Source organism: Syntrophaceae bacterium (assembly GCA_013177825.1).
In the GTDB taxonomy this organism is placed as follows: Bacteria; Desulfobacterota; Syntrophia; order Syntrophales; family PHBD01; genus PHBD01.
On sequence record JABLXX010000006.1, the window covers coordinates 82,107 to 100,638 of the forward strand.

Below are 18,532 nucleotides of genomic sequence, written 5' to 3' on the forward strand. Positions count from 1 at the left end.
GACACGAGAAACATCTCGGCAAGGGGATTCAAGGCATGGCGAAACCGGTGAGATCCATCGTCATCACGGGAAACGGCACGAACTGCGAGCGGGAAATGGCCCACGCCTGCCGGCTGGCGGGCTCGGACGTCACGGACATCGTCCATATCAGCGAGCTGCTCTGCGGAGAGAGGAAACTCGACGACTATGACTTCCTGAACCTGCCGGGAGGGTTCCTCGACGGCGACGACCTGGGTTCCGCCAAGGCCGGAGCGAACCGGATCCTCCACGCCCCGGTCCGGGGGACGAAGGAAAGACTCTTCGACCAGTTCGACCGGTTCATCCGTGCCGGCAAGCTCATCCTCGGGGTCTGCAACGGCTTCCAGCTCCAGGTGAAACTGGGCATGCTCCCGGGATTCGACGGCGATCACCGCACTCAGACGGCCACGCTCTCCTTCAACGATTCCGGGCGCTTCGAGGACCGATGGGTATCCCTGAAGGTCAACCCGGAATCTCCTTGCGTCTTCACCCGGGGCCTGGACGGCCTCTATCTTCCCGTCCGCCACGGCGAGGGGAAGTTCATCCCCGCCGGGGACGGCGTCTGTGAGAGGCTCGAGAAACAGGGGCAGATCGTCGTCCGCTACTGCACGCCGGATTTCCGGGAAGCGACGATGGACTATCCGCTCAATCCCAACGGCTCCGTCGGGGCCGTCGCCGGCATCTGCAACGAGACGGGCCGCATCTTCGGCCTGATGCCCCACCCGGAGGCCTACCTCCACCGGACGAACCATCCCCGCTGGACCCGGGAGGAACTCCCGGAGGAGGGGATGGGCCTCGCCCTGTTCCGAAACGCCGTGGAGTTTCTCCGGCGCGAGTCGCTCTGACAATCGCAACGGAAATTGAAAACAGCGCCCCGGGCCGTGAGGGCCCTGGATCGGACAGGCAATCCGGCCTCCCGGCTCGACGGCAAACCCGGGCCCGCAGCGGGAACAAAACTCTTTTTTTTCTGAACCCTTTCGGCTAATTTGAATCAGCTCGCGCCCGAAAACCGTGCCGTCGCACACGGGCTGCCCGGCAACTGGAATCATCATCCTCTTTCGTAATGACGGCGTCCTGAAAGGAGCCCTGCCATGAGCCTCATCACCGCCGAGAATCTGGCGAAGGACTACCGGACCGGGGAAGTTACCGTCCATGCCCTTCGGGGGGTGTCCTTCCGGATCGAGCCCGCTTCTTTCGTCTCCTTCGTCGGTCCCTCCGGGAGCGGGAAGACCACCATCCTGAACATCGTCGGCTGCCTGGACAAGCCCAGCGGGGGAAGCCTGACCGTCGCCGGAACGGACGTAACGGCCCTCGACATGAAGGAAAGCGCCCGCTTTCGGGGAAATCACATCGGCTTCATCTTCCAGGACTTCAACCTCATCCCCGTGCTGACTGTTCACGAGAACGTCGAGTACCCCCTGATGATGGTCCAGAACGTGCCGGAACGGGAGCGGCGGGAACAGATCGGGACGCTCCTGGAGGCCGTGGGGATGGCGGATCAGCGGGACAAGTACCCGGACCAGCTCTCGGGGGGCCAGAAACAGCGGGCGGCCATTGCCCGGGCGCTGGTAACGAACCCCCGGCTTGTCCTGGCGGACGAACCGACGGCGAATCTGGACTCGGCAACGGCCTACGCCGTCATCGATCTCATGAAACGCATGCGGGACGAACGCCAGACGACGTTCATCTTCTCCACCCACGACCAGAAGATCGTCGGCGAGGCGGAGATTCTCTTCTGGCTGGAGGACGGCGCCCTCCGGGAGGTCCAGGAAAAGGGAGGTCGGAACCATGGTTAATCTCTTCAAGATGGCCGTCCGGAACCTCCTGCGGTACCGCCGCCGAACCCTGCTGACGGCGTCTCTCATCACCATCGGAGTGGTCTTTGTCCTTGTTTTCCTGTCTGTCTCCGGCTCCTTCAAGGCCATGATGATAGGCCAGATCACCGATTCGATGCTCGGCCATCTCCAGATCCACCGGCATGGCTACGTTGCCTCCATCGACAATCTTCCCCTGAATCTCAACCTGAAGCCGCCGGAGGTCCGCAAAGTGTCGGAGGCCCTCGATGGGATGCCCGGTGTGGAGACCTATTCTCCGCGGATCAAGTTCGGGGGCATGTTCAGCAACTTCACCGAAACGACCAACATCCGTCTCAATGGGGTCATCCCGGAACGGGAATTCAAAACGGTGCCCCTGCTTCCCTCCCGGATCATTGAGGGGAAAAAGGCCCTCGGGAAGGGGGAGATGCTCCTGCCGGCCCTCCTCGCCCGCGGGATGGGCATCAAGGTCGGGGACCCGGTGGTCGTCGTGGCGACAAACCAGGACGGCTCCGTCAACGGCAGGCAGTTCATTGTCGCGGGAATCCTCGAGGGCGTAACCGGCCCGGGGGGACGGGACGGTTACATCCACCTGGACGACGCCGTGGAAACCCTGCGGATGCGGGAGCCCGAAATCAGCGAGATCGCCGTACGGCTGAAGGATTTCGGGCGCCTGTCGGACGTTCACAACAGGCTTTCCGGTCTTCTTGCAGGGGAAAAGAATCAACAGGGGAAGCCCCTGTTCGAGGTCCACACCTGGGAGGCCCTCTCGCCCTTTTTCAACGTCGCCCGGATGATCGACGTCATGACTTTCTTCATCAAGCTCATGCTCATTGCCATTGTCCTGATCAGCATCATGAACGTCATGATCATGGCCGTTTACGAGCGGGTCCGGGAGATCGGCACCATGGCGGCCATCGGCACCCTTCCCGGCCGGATCCTCTCCCTGTTTCTCTTCGAGGGCTTCTGCCTTGGCATCCTGGGGGCCGTCGTCGGCTGCATCACAGGGAGCCTGCTCCTGTGGATCCTCAATCTTTCCCGGCTCACCTTCGACTTCGGCCAGCAGAAGGGACTTGTCCTGGCGGTATCCCTCCGGCCGGGAGACCTTCTGACCATATCCGTCACCGTCATCCTCGTCTCCGTGGCAGCGAGCCTGCAGCCCGCCTGGAAGGCCTCACGGATGGAGCCGATCGAGGCGCTGCGCCACGTCTGACCGGAAAAGAAAAGGAGGAACCTCATGCTGCACAAGTTGCTGCTCACGTCTCTGGTCCTTCTGTTCGCCCTGCCGGCCTTCGCCCTGGACGGCCCGGCTCTGCTGAAGCAGGTGGACCGGAACCTGAACCCCGAGTCCTACGAAATGTACCGGAAGCTGATCAACGTGGAACCCGATGGAAAAAAGAAGGAGTTCACCCTCTTTTCCGTCAAGAAGGGAGCCGACAAGGTGGCCGCCCTCTTCCTCGCCCCGGCCAGCGAAAAGGGCCGCAGCACTCTCCGGCTGGGCGACAACATGTGGCTCTATATCCCCAGTGTGGGCAAGCCGATCCGTATCACCAGCCTCCAGTCCGTGGTTGGGGGCGTGTTCAACAATGCCGACATCCTGAACCTCGACTACAGTGCCGAGTACGACGTGAAATCCGTCACGGACAAGGACGGGGGGTACCTGCTGCACCTCAAGGCGAAGACCCGGGAGGTCGCCTATGACCAGCTACGCATGCAGGTCGACCGGAATCGCAAGGTTCCAATCCGGATCGAGTGCCTCACCGAGGCGGGGATGCTCATCAAAACCCTCTACTTCAAAGACCCGAAGGAGTTCGGCGGCGGGCTCGTGAGGCCCTCGGTGGTCGAGACGGACAGCCCCCTCTACAAGGGCTACCGGTCCATCATGATCTATGCGAAGATTCGCAAGCGGACGTTCAAAGACGAGGTCTTCACCCTCACTCACATGCCGAACATCGATTCGCTCCGATAGGGACCGATGGACGAATGACCCGGTTTCGTGCATTTGGCCGCGGACCCGACCGCGGCCGAGCCTGCCCCGGGAGGCAAACATGAAGCCCGCACAACCGGGGACTCCGGACTGGCACAGCCGGGGATCCCTTCGCAGGAACGGCGGACGCCCGTGTCTTGCAGGCGCACTGCTCCTGTGGGTCCTCCTTACCCTGGCACCCGCTGCCCGAGCTGCGGACGAGTCTTATTCCTTCGACCTTTCGGAAATCGAAAAAAAATCCTGGCACATCGGAGGCTACGCCGAGGTCCGGCCGGTCCGATACCGCCTCAATCCCGACGGGGCATTCTACAAGCTTCGCTTCTACAACCGGCACGAGGGAGACGCCGTCGACGAGTACAATGGCCGGTTGCAGTTGGAAGGGAGTTATGAGAAAGGCATTGCCCGCCTGTACATGAGAACCAACACGGACTATCGACGCTCGTACACAGGGGAGACCGAAAAAACGAGCATCTACGAGGGGTACGGTTCCCTCCGCCCCTCCGCTTCCTTCAAAATTGACGCCGGCAAGAAGAATCTCAAGTGGGGAAAGGGTTATGCCTGGAATCCGGCCGCTTTCCTGGACCGACCGAAGGATCCCGACGATCCGGAACTCCCCATGGAGGGTTACATCGTCCTCACGGCCGACTGGATCCGGAGTTTCGACGGGCCGCTGAAGACCGTTTCTTTCTCCCCCGTCGTGCTTCCCGTCCATGACCATGTGAACGACGAGTTCGGAGCCGCCGCCCGGATCAATGTTGCAGGCAAGCTCTATCTCCTGCTGTACGACACGGACATCGACCTGATGGTCCTGGCCGACGGCAGCCGCACCACCCGCTTCGGGTTCGACTTCTCCCGGAACTGGACGAGCAACTTCGAGATCCACGGAGAATTCGCCTGGATCCGGGATCATGCGAAAACCAGGATCGACGCGGCCGGGTCTACCGAGACGGAAACATATAACGCCTTCAGCGGCCTCATCGGCCTCCGCTACCTCACGACCCGGGACACGACGATCATCGCCGAGTATTACCACAGCGGGACGGGATACACGGCTGAGGAAATGAAAGGATTCTATGCATTCGTCAACCGGGGGTGGCGGACGTACCTGGCCGGTGGAAGCGATGGCATTCTCCAGCGGGCTCTTCTGACAGCGGATGGAACGTATGGCCGGCCCAACCCGATGAGGGACTACCTGTACCTGCGGATCGTCCAGAAGGAACCCTTCGACATCCTCTACTTCACGCCCGCTCTGACCGTCATGGCCAACCTGAACGACGGGGGATATACGGTCTCGCCGGAGGCCGTGTACACAAGGATAACGAACCTGGAATTGAGGCTCAAGGCCAGTTTTCTGTACGGGGGTCCCGACAGCGAGTTCGGCGAGAAACAGAACCGCTGGCGCATCGAGTTCCGGGCGGGATACTCGTTTTAGGGAATACCGCCGTGCTTTGATCACATGCGCCCGATCCGGGCTTGAAGCGCTCCGTGATGGCGTGCGGGACCCCTTGCCCGGAGCCCCCCGGCCGTTCATTAAGACACTCTAACTATTAAATATTACAACGCTTTATTGCGACTCACGGAACCCATAAATTCATTGAAAAAAAACCCTTCCGATGTTAAGGGTATCGGCATTCCAAGCGAGAGAGAGAGCGGCAAACCATGGACCTCGGCCACATGCTGGAGGAAAGTACCAGACGTTTCACCGAACGGATTGCCCTCATCCATGACGGCAATAACCTTACCTATCGGGATCTGAACCGGGCTGTCAACGCCCTCGCCGGCGGTCTTCGGGATCTGGGAATCGGCAAAGACGACAAGGTCGCCATCCTGCTCCCCAACATCCCCGAATTCGTCATCGCCTACCTTGCCGCCCAAAAGCTCGGCGCCGTCGCGGTCACGCTCAACGTCATGTCCACCGCCTTCGAGCTTCGACACCTCCTGGGCAACAGCGATTCCAAAGCCTTTATCACCACGGCCTCGGCGGCAAGACGATTCGAAGAGATCCGGGATGAAATGCCGCTCTGCCGGCACCTTCTGGTCACCGACAGTGCCGATTCTCCCTATGCCTGGAGTACACTCGTGTCGAAGGGAGGGGACGATTTCCCGATTCCCGCCATTGGAGACGACGATTCCGCGGTTATGATCTACACCTCGGGACTGACCGGCAGGCCCGTGGGGGCGGTGCTCACCCACGGCAACCTGCAGAGCCAGACGGGCCTTCTGGCATCGGAGGTTGCCGGCACGGAGGAAGACCGTTGCCTGGCAATCATCCCTTTCTTCCACTCCTTCGGAGCCGTCGCCAACATGCTTGCACCGCTCAGGACCGGAGCCAGCATCGTCCTCATGGACCGCTTCACCCTGGACGGCATCTTCACCGCCATCGAACGGGAAAAAGTCACCTACATCACAGGCGTGCCCCGGCTTTTTCTGGGAATGATCTTTCATGACAAGGCGGACAGCTACGATGTAAGCTCGCTCCGCTTCTGCATCACCGGCGGTGCTGCCATTCCGCCTGACGTTTTCACCGCTTTCGAGTCCAAATTCAAGGTCAAGCTGGTCGAAGGATACGGTCTCACGGAGGCCTCCCCGATCTGCACGCTCAGCCGCATCGACCGGCCCCACCGGCCCGGTTCCATTGGCACGGTGATCCCCGGCCTGCAGGCAAAGATCGTCGACAAGGACGGGCGGGAGGTGCCCCGGGGGCAAGTGGGGGAACTCATTGTCCGGGGCCCAAACGTCATGAAGGGATACTACAAGGACTCGACCCGGACCGCCGAGGTCATCCGGGACGGCTGGCTCCATACAAGCGACCTGGGAACCATGGACGGGGACGGATATATTTTCCTGACGGGCCACGCAAAGCGGATGGTCATCACCAGCGGTTTCAATGTCTACCCCCGGGAGATCGAGCTGGTCCTGGAGATGCACCCGGCCGTCAGGCAGGCAAAGATCACGGGCAAGCAGGATCTGATGCGCGGCGAGATCGTGAAGGCCAGCATCGTGCTGAAGCCGGGTGCGACGGCCGGCGAGAAGGACATCCTCCGCCATTGCCGGACCTATCTTTCCAACTACAAACACCCCCGGGAGATCGAATTCGTCGAGGCCATCGACGAGGCATGAACGATACGGGGATTCGTCCCCGCCGGAATATTTCACATCCTTGAGAGAGGAGGAAGGAGTAACATGAGAGATGCGGTAATCGTAAGTGGCGCCAGAACCGCCGTGGGCGAGTTTGGTGGATCCCTCAAGGGGGTCTCCGTGGTGGAACTGGGCAAGGTGGTCATGAAAGAGACCATCAAGCGGGCGGGTCTCCGGCCGGCCGTCAGCGACTTCATCAAGTCCTGCCGCCCCGATGTCTTCGGCGACTTCGACATGACGGACGTCCAGAAAAAGGGCTATGACTACGACAGTTCCCTCACCCCCGTCTACATTGACGAGGTCATCATGGGGAACGTCCTGAACGCCGGCGTGGGCCAGAACCCGGCCCGCCAGTCGGCCATCTTCGCCGGCCTGCCGGAGGAATCGAACGTATTCACCGTCCAGAAGGTCTGCGCATCGGGGATGAAGGCCATCGCCCTGGCGGCTCAGTCCGTCATGACGGGCGACGCAGACATCGTCCTTGCCGGCGGCATGGAGAACATGAGCAACGTCCCCTATGCCGTTGCCGACGCCCGCTGGGGCTTCCGGATGAACATGCCCTATGGCAAGATCACGGACCTGATGGTCCATGACGGCCTCTGGGAGATCTTCAACGGATACCACATGGGCTTCACGGCGGAGAACATCGCCGCCAAGTACGGGATCACCCGCCAGGAGCAGGATGAACTGGCCTACGAGAGCCACCGGCGCGCCCGGGCGGCGATCGCCAGCGGGGCCGTGGCCGACGAGATCGTCCCCATCATCATTCCCCAGAGAAAGGGCGATCCGAAGATCTTCAACGTTGACGAGCGGCCCATGGACACGACCCTGGAGAAGATGGCCAAGCTGGCGCCGGTCTTCAAGAAAGACGGATCCGTCACGGCGGGGAACGCCTCGGGTATCAACGACGGAGCTGCGGCCGTGCTGGTCATGAGTGCCGAAAAGGCCAAGGAACTGGGCCTGAAGCCCCTGGTCAAGATCAAGGGCTGGGCCTCCGGCGGCGTCGATCCGGCGTACATGGGTCTCGGTCCTATCCCGGCGGTGAGAAAGCTCTTCAAGAAACTGAACCTTACTATGAAGGACATCGGCCTCATTGAGTTGAACGAGGCCTTCGCCTGCCAGGCCCTGGGCTGTGTCAAGGAACTGGGCGTGGACCTCAGCATCACCAATTTGAACGGCAGCGGGATCTCCATCGGCCATCCCATCGGATGCACCGGCGCCCGCATCACCTACACACTGGCCATGCAGATGAAGAAGCGGAACGTTCCGCTCGGACTGGCGTCGCTGTGCATCGGCGGCGGTCAGGGCATGGCCATTGTCCTCGAAAGCGTCTAGCCATCCGTCATTCCACCGGCACTCCCCGGTTCAATCGGGGGGTGCCGGCCTTCTACAGACACGGGGGAAGCGAATCCAGAAAGGAGGCAGTCCGATGGAGTTCAAGAACCTCATTTTCCAGGTGGAGGAAGGGGTCGCGACGATCACCTTCAACCGGCCCAAGGCACTCAACGCCATGAACTCCGAGACCATGTCGGAGCTCTACCAGGCGGCGACCATCTGCAAGAACGACGACGCCGTCAAGGCCCTGATCCTGACGGGCTCCGGGGACCGGGCCTTTGTAGCCGGTGCGGACATCTCGGAAATGCAAAACCTCAGGCCCCAGCAGGCCCTGGCTTTCATGGAGCTTGGACACGAGACGCTCCGCCTGATCGAGACGCTGCCCAAGCCTTCCATCGCGGCGGTCAACGGTTTCGCCCTCGGCGGCGGCACGGAGATCTCCATGGCCTGTGACATGCGCTTCGCCTCCGACAAGGCGCGCTTCGGCCAGCCGGAGATTCTGATCGGACTCATCCCCGGGTGGGGGGGAACCCAGAGGCTGTCCCGGCTGATCGGACTTGGGCGCGCGAAGGAATTGGTGATGGGCGGGGACCAGATCGACGCCCAGCGGGCCTACGAAATCGGCCTCGTGAACCGTATCTATCCCGCCGAGGAGCTTCTGCCGGCGGCCAAGAAGTTCGCGGCAAAAATGGCCCGGCTCCCGGGCTTCGCCCTTAAAATGGCCAAGCACTCCATGAACTTTGGCTATGACCTCTCCCTGGACAATGCCAACCGCCTGGAAATGGAATGCTGCGCCCAGTGTTTCAGCACCGACGATCAAAAGGAAGGAATGGGGGCCTTCCTGGAGAAGCGGAAACCCAACTTCAAGGGCTGCTGACAGGCAAACGCAGGCGTCGGTCCTATGCGGTCCAGGGGGGACCGCGCGGAACCGCCGGTGCGATCCGCTATTTTTTCAACCACATTTCTGAAAGGGGGGGCATCATGAATTTCGGTCTGACAGAAGAACAACAGATGGTGAAGGACCAGGTAACCCGGTTCGCCGAAACGGAAATCAAGCCGATCGCCGCGGAGCTGGACCACACCCACCGGCATCCCGAGGAGATCTGCCGCAAGCTCGGCGCGATGGGCATCATGGGCGTTGCCATTCCCGTCGAGTACGGCGGGGCCGGCATGGACACAGTGACGTATGTCCACGCCATGATCGCTATTTCCAAAGCATGCGCGAGCTGCGGCGTGATCGTCTCCGTGAACAACTCGCTCTATGGCTTCCCCGTGAATACCTTCGGGACGGAAGAACAAAAGTTAAAGTACCTGACCCCCGTGGCAAGCGGAAAGGTCGAGGGCTGCTACGCGCTGACGGAAGCGGGTGCCGGCTCCGATGCCGGTGCGCTTGCCTGCAAGGCCGAGCTGAAAGGCGACAAGTACGTTCTCAATGGTACCAAGCGATTCATCACCAACGGCAACGTCGCCCAGTACTGCGTCCTGGCCTGCACAACGGATTCGACGAAGGGCTACAAAGCAGTCATCAATCTGATCGTCGATCTGAAAAACACGAAGGGGTTCTCCCTCGGCAAGATCGAAGAGAAGATGGGCATTCTGGCCTCCGGCACGGCCGAACTGGTCTTTGAGGATGCAGAGGTTCCGGCTGAAAACCTGCTTGGCAAGGTCGGCCAGGGATTCAAACAGATGCTGATGGGTCTTGACTGCGGTCGCATCGGCATCGGATCCCAGGCCTGCGGCATCGGCAAGGCCGCCCTGGAAGACGCCCTGAACTACGCCAAGGAGAGGGTGCAGTTCGGCAAGCCTATCTCCACCTTCCAGGCCATTCAGTTCAAGCTGGCCGACATGGCGACGGAACTCGACGCGGCGGAGCTCCTGCTCCTCCGGGCCGCCTGGATGGAAGACAACCACCTGGACTATGAGAAGGAATCCGCCATGGCCAAGATGTATGCCTCCGACGTGGCCATGAAGGCCGCCATCGAAGGTGTCCAGATCTTCGGCGGTTACGGATACTGCAAGGAATATCCGGCGGAACGGCACATGCGCGATGCGAAGATCTGCCAGATTTATGAGGGAACGAATGAAATCCAGCGGGTGGTCATCTCCCGCAAGCTCCTGAGCATGCGGTAACGATCCCTGAATAGAGCTTGACCGAGGGGGTGAGCGGAAACGCTCACCCCCTTTTTCGTCAATTAATGAGCGGATCCTTTCCTCCCTGGGGGAGAAAGGGACAATGAGTGCCCCGACGTAACCATCCATCCGCGGGGGCGCACATGGGAAAAGGATTTCAACATAAGGAAAGGGGCCCCTGCCTTGCAGCCGGGACCCCTCCGGATCGAGATCAGACGGAAATTCCCGCCTGGTCCACAGTGATTACTTCGTGATACCCAACGCCTTCTCCGTCTCCAGGATTTCCAGGGTCGTCTTGATGACGGTGTCGGAGTTGAGGGAAATGCTGGAAATCCCGCACTCGACGAGGAACTTTGCGAATTCCGGGTAGTCGCTCGGGGCCTGCCCGCAGATGCCGATCTTCTTTCCCATCTTCCGGGACTTGGTGATGGCGATCCGCACCAGGTCCATCACGGCCTGGTTCCGCTCGTCAAAGATGTGGCTGACCAGGGCCGAATCGCGGTCCAGCCCGAGGGTCAACTGGGTCAAGTCATTGGAGCCGATGGAGAAACCGTCGAAGATCTTGCCGAATTCTTCGATGAGGATGACGTTGCTGGGAATCTCCACCATCATATAAAGTTCCAGTCCGTTTTCTCCCTGGACCAGTCCCTTGTCGGCCATAACCTGGATGACCCGTTTTCCCTCCTCCACGGTACGGCAGAAGGGAATCATGAGCTTCACGTTCGTGATTCCCATTTCGTTGCGGACCTTCTTCATGGCCTCGCACTCCAGGGCAAAGGCCTCGCGATAGCGCTCGTCGTAATAGCGGGAAGCCCCCCGGAAGCCGATCATGGGGTTCTCCTCCTCATATTCAAAGAAGGATCCGCCGATCAGGTTCGCGTATTCATTGCTCTTGAAATCGCTCATCCGGACGATGACGTCGTTGGGCCAAAAAGCCGCACCGATCTTAGCCACTCCCTGGGCCAGCTTGTCGACGAAGAAGTCCGGCATGTTCGGATAGCCATGGGTCAGACCCGTAATCTCCTTGCGGATGTCCGGATCCGTAACGCTGTCGAACTTGATGAGCGCCATGGGGTGGATGCGGATGAACTGGTTGATGATGAACTCAAGCCGGGCCAGCCCGATGCCGTCGTTGGGGATGGCGGCAAGGCTGAAGGCGTCGTCGGGGTTACCGACGTTCATCATGATCTGGGTCTTGGGACGCTGCATGTTCTGGATGTTCATCCTCTGGACGTCGAATTTGAGCAGCCCCTCGTAAACCTTTCCAACCTCTCCCTCGGCGCAGGAGACCGTAGCCTCCTTCACCCCATGGAGGGCCGCCGTACCTGTGCCGCTGCCGACGATACAGGGAACGCCGAGTTCCCGGCTGACGATGGCGGCATGGCATGTCCGGCCTCCCTTGTTCGTTACAATGGCCGCTGCGATCTTCATGATGGGCTCCCAGTCCGGGTCCGTCATGTCCGTGACCAGCACTTCTCCCTTTTTAAACGTCTTGATATCACTCACATTTTCAATAATATGCACGGGACCGGCGCCGATCTTGGACCCCACGGCCGTTCCCGTCACAATGGGTGTTTTCGTTTCCTTGAGAATGAATGTCTCCAGAACCGCATCGTCTTTCTGGGACTGGACCGTCTCCGGTCGGGCCTGAAGGATGAACAGCCCTCCCGAAACGCCGTCCTTTCCCCATTCAATGTCCATGGGCTTGAAGAAGCCCGCCTTCTGGGAATAGTGGTCCTCGATGATAGCCGTCCAGCGGGCCAGTGTCAGGATCTCGTCGTCGTTCAGGCAGAAACGCTGCCGCTCCTCCGACGGAACGGGGACAGTCTTGGTACCCTCCTCGCTCTTGCCGGTGGCGTAGATCATCTTGATTTCCTTTGCACCCAGCTTCTTCTGGAGGATGGGACGGGCTCCCAGTTTCAGGGTGGGCTTGAAGACGAAGAACTCGTCGGGATTGACGGTTCCCTGGACGACGGTCTCGCCGAGACCGTAGGCACCGGTGATAAGGATGGCGTTCCGAAAGCCCGATTCGGTATCGATGGAAAAGATGACACCCGAGGCAGCGAGGTCCGACCGGACCATTTTCTGCACTCCGATGGAGAGGGCGATGGACATGTGGTCGAATCCCTTGTCGACGCGGTAGCTGATGGCGCGGTCGGTGAAGAGGGACGCGAAGCAGCGCTTGCAGGCGTCAAGCAACTGAGTCTCGCCGCGGACGTTTAGGTATGTCTCCTGCTGCCCGGCAAAACTGGCGTCCGGCAGATCCTCCGCCGTGGCGGAACTCCGGACGGCCACATCGGTGTCCTCTCCATATTCCTCACAGAGTTTCTTGTATGCATGGAGAATGGCTTCCTTCAGGTCCGCCGGCAGCTCCGCCGAATAGATCAGGCTGCGGAGCTTCTTTCCCCTGTCAGAGAGGTTCTGCATGTCATGGGTATCCAGGTCTCCCAGGATTTCTCCCATCTTCTGAGTAATTCCTGCCGACTGCAGGAGATACCGGTAAGCATCGGCCGTAATCGCATATCCATCCGGGATGCTGACTCCTTTGGAGATGAGTTCCCGGCGCATCTCGCCGAGGGAGGCGTTTTTCCCGCCGACCTGAGGAATATCGTCCAGTTCCAGTTCGTCGAACCACATAACCAGTTTGTTGTCTTTCATGCAAAACCTCCTCTTGGTATTGTGAGACCTCGGCGGTGAAGGGCGATATGAGGGGAGCCCTCTGCACCGACAGGTGTTGTGCAGGGAATTCTTCTAAAGAATGGTCGGGCCGGATAGGTCACTGTTTGCTTTCCTGCGGATTGCGCATTTTCACTATCAATTTTGTTGGATTGAGTCAAATGGAAAGATAAGAAAAGCCTTTGGGAAAGGGCCTACACACCACTGCAAGATCAATACGGATTCCTACTAAGACAGAATCATCCTGGAGGGAAAGATTCAGGAAAAGCCGAATCGCGATGGCTGGAATCCCGGCACCGGCACGTGCCTTCAGATGCCTGGCCCATGCCGCCGCGTTTCTTTTTCCCATCCCGGTTTCATTCAGCCCTGCAGAACGGACAGACTGGATGCAATAAAAAAGGCCGGCTTGCAGCCGGCCTTCTCTTTTTTATTCTGCCCTCCGGATCAATCGTCGTCGTCATCGAATACGATTGACTCCGAACCGGCCGGAACCTCCGAGGCGATGGACCTGGAAATTCCCCTGGTCAGCAGTGCCATGATAAGGAAAAGGAGAATGACGGAGGCGATAATGATGATGACGATCGTCGTCGTCCAGGCTTTCGTCTCCGACTGGATTTTCTTGGCTGCCGCTGATGCGTACTCATTGTACTTCCCGACATCGACGCCCATGCCGATCCATCCGAACCCGGCGGGTTTGGGATAGGACGAGGCATAGTATTTGATCGGCGCGTAAGCCACGAACTTATCGAGGCCGGCAAATTTATACTGTTTCATACCCGCATTCCCTGCCGCGGCATCCTTGGCAATGGCCGGGAGATTGGGATCCATGAAGGCCAACTGGTTCAGATCCAGGACTTCTTCGCCCTTCTTCGTCAAGGCGGCCTGATTGTCCGCTGTCAGCGGCGCCACCGGCGTGCCGTCCTCGTTCAAACCGGCGATATGGAAATCATTGGGATGCGAAATGATCAGCCCGCGGTTATCCACCATAAAGGCGTAGTTCCCTGTCGCGGCATCCGCTTCAAGAACATAGCCCGACTGGGTGGGAATGACGTTGTCGGTGAACTTCATCACGTGACGCATATCCAGCGCCAGTTCCACCACACCGCTCGCACCCGACTTGTCGAAAACGGGCGTCGCAAAGCGGATGACACCATCGAACCGCTTGCCCTTGGCGAAATCCTGCTTGTTCACGTACCATCCGGCAGGATGGGATACGTAAACCTCGCCGCGGGCCAAAGCCTTCGCCTTGGCAAAATAATCCTCTGATTTATAGGTCGTGCCCGCCGGGTTGGCCACATTCTTCAGATTCGCCCTCGGCACTACCTTGCCCCCGGAAATCCGGATCGTCTCGTTGCCCGAATTATCGATAAACGCCATCTCCGTGTACAGAGGCTCGGAGACCCGGATGATCTGGCCGTCCTTCTTTACCCAGAGAGCCCCGGTGTTTTTCGCCATGAAGTCCCTGTAGGCACCTTCCGTCGGCGGGATGATCGTGGCGACCAGAACGTCCTTTTCCCGTTCCTTCAGAAAACTGGCAACCTCCTCTGCAACGCTGATGGCGCGCGTCTTGATCTCCTCCTGCGCCTTCTGGTCAAGGACCGTCATGGCTCCTTGCCTCGCCATGTCCCCCACCTTGAAGATCCCGTTGGCGATAAGAATTGCCATGAGGGACAGAGGGATCACGACCAGCAGGAAGAAGATCTTACCGACAGAGAAGAACTGCTTGTCATTGTTCTTTTCTGACATCATCCTCTCCTGAGAAATGGATTTTTTGCAGAAGCAGCATTACTTCATGATGAGCGCTGCAAAGGGGTTCGCGTACAGGATCACCAGTCCGATAACCAGAGCATAAATGACGCAGGACTCGGCCATGGCCATACCAACCAGCATGGTCGTCATGATCTTGCCCTGAACGCCGGGGTTCCGGCCGACGGCCATACAGGCGCCGTTCGCTGCATTACCGATACCCGCACCGGCGCCGATGGCACCGAGGCCGACGCCGATACCCGCCGCCAGCATGGCCGCGGCGGCGAAGAGGACCTTCGTGTAGTTATCGCCCGATGGAATCGCTTCTGCGGCCCAGACCGCCGGAGATGACACAACAAGAGCTGCCACCGTTGCGATGAGTGTTAACAGTTTCTTCCCGAATTTCCCGAACATCTTGGATTCTCCTTTCTTCCTTTGGTGAGTAATTTTGTACCTCTGCCCTTAACATGATTCTTTCGCCAGGGGAAAGAGGTTTTTCGATCCGCCGTGTTGCAAGCAACGGCTGTACCACATCCTTACAAACCCATCACGTGACTTGCAAACACCTGGAATAACATTCAGAAAAAAGATTCTGGTCGGGATGTCGCCTCCCCATCGAGCGCACGTTGGTTGAACGAACCGTTCAACCGGCATCCCCGATGAAACGAAACGTTGAACGTTGTGATGTGCATGTTCCAGGAATCGGTGAAATCAAGGGGAACCCGTTGACAGCATCTCCTGCAATTCGCTACGATGGCTGCCTTCCGGGACAACCGCCGCCGGATGCGAAACGGAGGCCCCGGCAGACGGAGAAAACCATGCAGGAATATGACATCATCGTGATCGGCAGTGGTCATGCAGGCTGTGAAGCCGCCCTGGCAGCAGCCCGGATGGGCTGTGAGACTCTGCTGTTCAACATCAACCTGGATTCCGTGGCCCTGATGTCCTGTAACCCCGCCATCGGCGGGCTGGCGAAGGGCCAGCTTGTCAAGGAAATCGACGCCCTCGGGGGCGAGATGGGACGCATCGCGGACCGCACGGCGGTGCATTTCCGTCTCCTGAACGCTTCCAAGGGACCCGCCGTCCGTTCTTCCCGGTTTCAGTGCGACAAGCAGCTCTACCGGCTGGCCATGAAGGCGGTTGTGGAGCGGGAAAGACGCGTCCACCTCCGTCAATCGCTGGTCACGGCCCTGCGGGTGGAAGGGGACCGCGTAACCGGCGTCATCGACCAGGCCGGTGTCTCCTATGCGGGGCGTGCCGTCGTCATTACCACCGGCACCTTTCTGAACGGCCTCATCCACATCGGTACCGCCCGTTTTTCCGCTGGCCGGGCCGGGGAGATCGCCTCGCTGGAACTTGCGGAACACTTGAAATCCCAAGGCTTTGAAACGGGCCGGATGAAAACGGGAACGCCCCCCCGGCTTCGGGCGTCATCCATCGATTTCTCCCGTCTCGCCCGACAGGACAGCGACCCGGAACCGGAGGCTTTCTCCTACACGACGGAAACGCTGCGGAAGGAGCGCCTCCCCTCTTACTTTACGGCCACAACGGAAGAGACGCGCCGGATCATCGCAGACAACATCCGCCTGTCCCCTCTTTATTCCGGGTCCATCCAGGGTGTCGGCGCCCGCTACTGCCCCTCCCTCGAGGACAAGATCGTCCGCTTTTCCAACCGGGAGAGCCACCCTGTGGTCCTCGAGTTCGAGGGGCTCGACACGGAAGAAGTGTATGCAAAGGGGCTCGGCAATTCGATGCCGCCGCATCTCCAGGAGCGGATCGTTCACAGCGTCCCCGGGCTCGAGGCGGCGGAGATCATGCGCTACGCCTACGCCATCGAATACGATTTCATCCAGCCCACCCAGCTTCAGCCAACCCTTGAGACAAAGCGGCTCCGGGGACTCTACCTAGCCGGGCAGATCAATGGGACGTCCGGATACGAGGAAGCCGCCGCCCAGGGCCTGTGGGCCGGGATCAACGCCGCCTGCGCCGTTCAGGGACGGGAGCCCTTCATCCTCAGGCGCTCAGAGGCCTATATGGGCGTGCTGATGGACGACTTGGTCACACGGGGGGTGGACGAACCGTATCGGATGTTCACCTCTCGGGCGGAATACCGGCTGCTCCTGCGGGAGGACAACGCCGCCATCCGCCTGATGGGAAAGGGGCACGAGCTCGGCCTGGTGCCGTCCGACGTTTACCGCGACCTCCGGGAAAGGGTCCGGCAGATCGAGTCCGGGATGAAACGTCTGACGTCGATCAAGATATACCCCGTGGAAGAGAGCGCACGCAAGCTCCAGGCTCTCGGGTCGTCCCCCCTTCGGAACCCGGCCACTCTCTTCGATCTCCTCAAGCGGGAGGAAATCGGCTATGACGGCCTGTCCGTCTTCGACGGCTGGGAAGCGATCCCGGACCGGATGGTCAAGGGGCAGATCGAGATCGAAGCGAAGTACGAGGGGTACATCCGGCGTCAGCGCGAGGCCGTCGAGAAGATGAAGGCCCAGGAGGAGAAGGCCATCCCGCCTTCGATGGACTATGAAAACGTTCCGGGCCTGTCCAACGAACTCCGGGGAAAACTGAAGGCCATAGCCCCAGCGACCATTGCCCAGGCGGGACGGATTCCCGGGATGACCCAGTCGGCCCTCGCTTCCATCCTGATCATCATAAAGAAAATGAAGGGGCCACCCACAGACCGCCGTGACGACCCAGCCGCCCGCCCCTGATCCCGACACTACCCCATGGGGACTCCGTCCGAGGCGGAGCCGGCCCGATCTTATCGTCGCGGGCAGCCCCGAACGCGTCCTGTCGCGCCTGGTCCTTGAAGACGAGAACGGCAGCCTCTGGATTCTCGAGGAGGTCGCAGCCGGAGCGGTCACGCAGAAGGAGCGCCAGGCGGAGATCCTGGACCGTCTGAGCTTCTCCGGCCTGAAATCAGTCCATCCCTATCTCCGGGATCGCTGCGGCTCGTGGATTGCCTGCGGAAAGGGAAGCTGCCGGATGCTCCGGCCTTTTCTGGATGGAGACTTCCCGGAGCGGCCCGGCTACGCCCGCGAAGCCTGGCGGGGAGAGGCCCTGGGAACCTTTCTCGCCGGCCTCCGCCGGGCAGCTCATTCCCTGCCTCCGGAAATCCAGGGCCTGCCGTTTTCCCTGGAAACCTTCGTCGGAGATCTCCTGGAGCGAATCCGCCGCCGTGACCCCGCCATCCTGCCGGAGCTGAGTTCCGCCGTTTTAAGGCTGCGGGAACGCCTCTTCCCCGTTCTCGCGCGCCTGCCCTCGGCCTTCTGCCATGGCGACTTCCACCCCCTCAACGCCATCTGGTCGCAACGGACCCTGAAATCCGTGATCGACTGGGAGTTCTGCGGTCCCAAAACGGAGGCCTTCGATGCGGCCCTCCTCATGGGATGCATCGGCATGGAGGATCCCCAGGCCCTGACGGGCTCCTTCATCCCGGCGTTTCTCGCCGGAATCCGCCGGGAGAATCTCCTGTCGCCGGCCAGCCTGTCCGTCCTCTTCGAACTGGTCCTGGCGGTTCGCTTCCTATGGCTGTCCGAGTGGCTTCGCGGACGGGATATGGAGATGGCACGGCTGGAGCTGGACTACATGGACCTGCTCCTGTCGGAAGAATCGCTCCTCCGGGAGGCCTGGGAGCTTCCACGCTGAATCGGCGACTGCGCCGGGGCGGTTCCGACCGTTG

Annotated in this window: 14 protein-coding genes; 11 read left to right on the forward strand and 3 right to left on the reverse strand. The window is 60.2% G+C overall.

Features of this window, described 5'->3' with window-relative positions:
• Positions 1 to 35 precede the first annotated feature (35 nt).
• From HPY65_13305 to HPY65_13345, 9 genes are all read left to right on the forward strand, one after another.
• Positions 36 to 863, forward strand: a complete 828-nt coding sequence (locus HPY65_13305) for a phosphoribosylformylglycinamidine synthase subunit PurQ (GenBank protein ID NPU85447.1) — start codon at positions 36 to 38, stop codon at positions 861 to 863.
• A 246-nt stretch (positions 864 to 1,109) separates the two neighbouring features.
• A complete protein-coding gene (locus HPY65_13310) occupies positions 1,110 to 1,814 on the forward strand; it encodes an ABC transporter ATP-binding protein (GenBank protein ID NPU85448.1) in 705 nt (234 codons plus the stop codon).
• Positions 1,807 to 3,045: an ABC transporter permease gene (locus HPY65_13315; protein NPU85449.1), complete on the forward strand. Its 1,239-nt coding sequence runs from the start codon at positions 1,807 to 1,809 to the stop codon at positions 3,043 to 3,045. Before HPY65_13310 ends, HPY65_13315 begins: the two co-directional genes overlap by 8 nt.
• Positions 3,046 to 3,069: 24 nt before the next feature.
• On the forward strand, positions 3,070 to 3,801 hold the full coding sequence (locus HPY65_13320) for an outer membrane lipoprotein-sorting protein (protein ID NPU85450.1): 732 nt from the start codon (positions 3,070 to 3,072) through the stop codon (positions 3,799 to 3,801).
• A 79-nt stretch (positions 3,802 to 3,880) separates the two neighbouring features.
• Positions 3,881 to 5,251, forward strand: coding sequence for a hypothetical protein (locus HPY65_13325; GenBank protein ID NPU85451.1), 1,371 nt, complete (start codon positions 3,881 to 3,883; stop codon positions 5,249 to 5,251).
• 227 nt (positions 5,252 to 5,478) lie between these two features.
• Positions 5,479 to 6,939, forward strand: coding sequence for a long-chain fatty acid--CoA ligase (locus HPY65_13330; GenBank protein NPU85452.1), 1,461 nt, complete (start codon positions 5,479 to 5,481; stop codon positions 6,937 to 6,939).
• A gap of 63 nt (positions 6,940 to 7,002) precedes the next feature.
• A complete protein-coding gene (locus HPY65_13335; GenBank protein ID NPU85453.1) occupies positions 7,003 to 8,292 on the forward strand; it encodes an acetyl-CoA C-acetyltransferase in 1,290 nt (429 codons plus the stop codon).
• A gap of 94 nt (positions 8,293 to 8,386) precedes the next feature.
• Positions 8,387 to 9,169, forward strand: coding sequence for a crotonase (locus HPY65_13340; protein ID NPU85454.1), 783 nt, complete (start codon positions 8,387 to 8,389; stop codon positions 9,167 to 9,169).
• Positions 9,170 to 9,273: 104 nt separating this feature from the next.
• Positions 9,274 to 10,422 (forward strand): acyl-CoA dehydrogenase, encoded by a 1,149-nt coding sequence (locus tag HPY65_13345; protein NPU85455.1) that lies wholly within the window; start codon positions 9,274 to 9,276, stop codon positions 10,420 to 10,422.
• Positions 10,423 to 10,665: 243 nt separating this feature from the next.
• On the opposite strand, the gene ppsA is transcribed toward HPY65_13345, so the two are convergent.
• From ppsA to HPY65_13360, 3 genes are all read right to left on the reverse strand, one after another.
• Entirely contained in the window at positions 10,666 to 13,080 is a 2,415-nt protein-coding gene (gene ppsA, locus HPY65_13350; GenBank protein ID NPU85456.1) for a phosphoenolpyruvate synthase, read from the reverse strand.
• A 462-nt stretch (positions 13,081 to 13,542) separates the two neighbouring features.
• Complete coding sequence (locus tag HPY65_13355; protein NPU85457.1) at positions 13,543 to 14,844, reverse strand: cache domain-containing protein; 1,302 nt, start codon at positions 14,842 to 14,844, stop codon at positions 13,543 to 13,545.
• Between the two features lie 39 nt (positions 14,845 to 14,883).
• A complete protein-coding gene (locus HPY65_13360) occupies positions 14,884 to 15,258 on the reverse strand; it encodes an ATP synthase F0 subunit C (protein ID NPU85458.1) in 375 nt (124 codons plus the stop codon).
• A 404-nt stretch (positions 15,259 to 15,662) separates the two neighbouring features.
• Here HPY65_13360 and mnmG point away from each other — a divergent pair, with 404 nt between their 5' ends.
• Both mnmG and HPY65_13370 read left to right on the forward strand, forming a co-directional pair.
• Entirely contained in the window at positions 15,663 to 17,561 is a 1,899-nt protein-coding gene (gene mnmG / locus HPY65_13365; protein ID NPU85459.1) for a tRNA uridine-5-carboxymethylaminomethyl(34) synthesis enzyme MnmG, read from the forward strand.
• Complete coding sequence (locus tag HPY65_13370; GenBank protein ID NPU85460.1) at positions 17,536 to 18,498, forward strand: phosphotransferase; 963 nt, start codon at positions 17,536 to 17,538, stop codon at positions 18,496 to 18,498. Before mnmG ends, HPY65_13370 begins: the two co-directional genes overlap by 26 nt.
• Positions 18,499 to 18,532: the final 34 nt, after the last annotated feature.

Excerpts from the sequence above, each read along its gene's own strand:
- HPY65_13305 (NPU85447.1), top strand. The coding sequence starts at position 36 with ATGGCGAAACCGGTGAGATCCATCGTCATCACGGGAAACGGCACGAAC.
- HPY65_13310 (NPU85448.1), top strand. The coding sequence starts at position 1,110 with ATGAGCCTCATCACCGCCGAGAATCTGGCGAAGGACTACCGGACCGGG.
- HPY65_13315 (NPU85449.1), top strand. The coding sequence starts at position 1,807 with ATGGTTAATCTCTTCAAGATGGCCGTCCGGAACCTCCTGCGGTACCGC.
- HPY65_13320 (NPU85450.1), top strand. The coding sequence starts at position 3,070 with ATGCTGCACAAGTTGCTGCTCACGTCTCTGGTCCTTCTGTTCGCCCTG.
- HPY65_13325 (NPU85451.1), top strand. The coding sequence starts at position 3,881 with ATGAAGCCCGCACAACCGGGGACTCCGGACTGGCACAGCCGGGGATCC.
- HPY65_13330 (NPU85452.1), top strand. The coding sequence starts at position 5,479 with ATGGACCTCGGCCACATGCTGGAGGAAAGTACCAGACGTTTCACCGAA.
- HPY65_13335 (NPU85453.1), top strand. The coding sequence starts at position 7,003 with ATGAGAGATGCGGTAATCGTAAGTGGCGCCAGAACCGCCGTGGGCGAG.
- HPY65_13340 (NPU85454.1), top strand. The coding sequence starts at position 8,387 with ATGGAGTTCAAGAACCTCATTTTCCAGGTGGAGGAAGGGGTCGCGACG.
- HPY65_13345 (NPU85455.1), top strand. The coding sequence starts at position 9,274 with ATGAATTTCGGTCTGACAGAAGAACAACAGATGGTGAAGGACCAGGTA.
- ppsA (NPU85456.1), bottom strand. The coding sequence starts at position 13,080 with ATGAAAGACAACAAACTGGTTATGTGGTTCGACGAACTGGAACTGGAC.
- HPY65_13355 (NPU85457.1), bottom strand. The coding sequence starts at position 14,844 with ATGTCAGAAAAGAACAATGACAAGCAGTTCTTCTCTGTCGGTAAGATC.
- HPY65_13360 (NPU85458.1), bottom strand. The coding sequence starts at position 15,258 with ATGTTCGGGAAATTCGGGAAGAAACTGTTAACACTCATCGCAACGGTG.
- mnmG (NPU85459.1), top strand. The coding sequence starts at position 15,663 with ATGCAGGAATATGACATCATCGTGATCGGCAGTGGTCATGCAGGCTGT.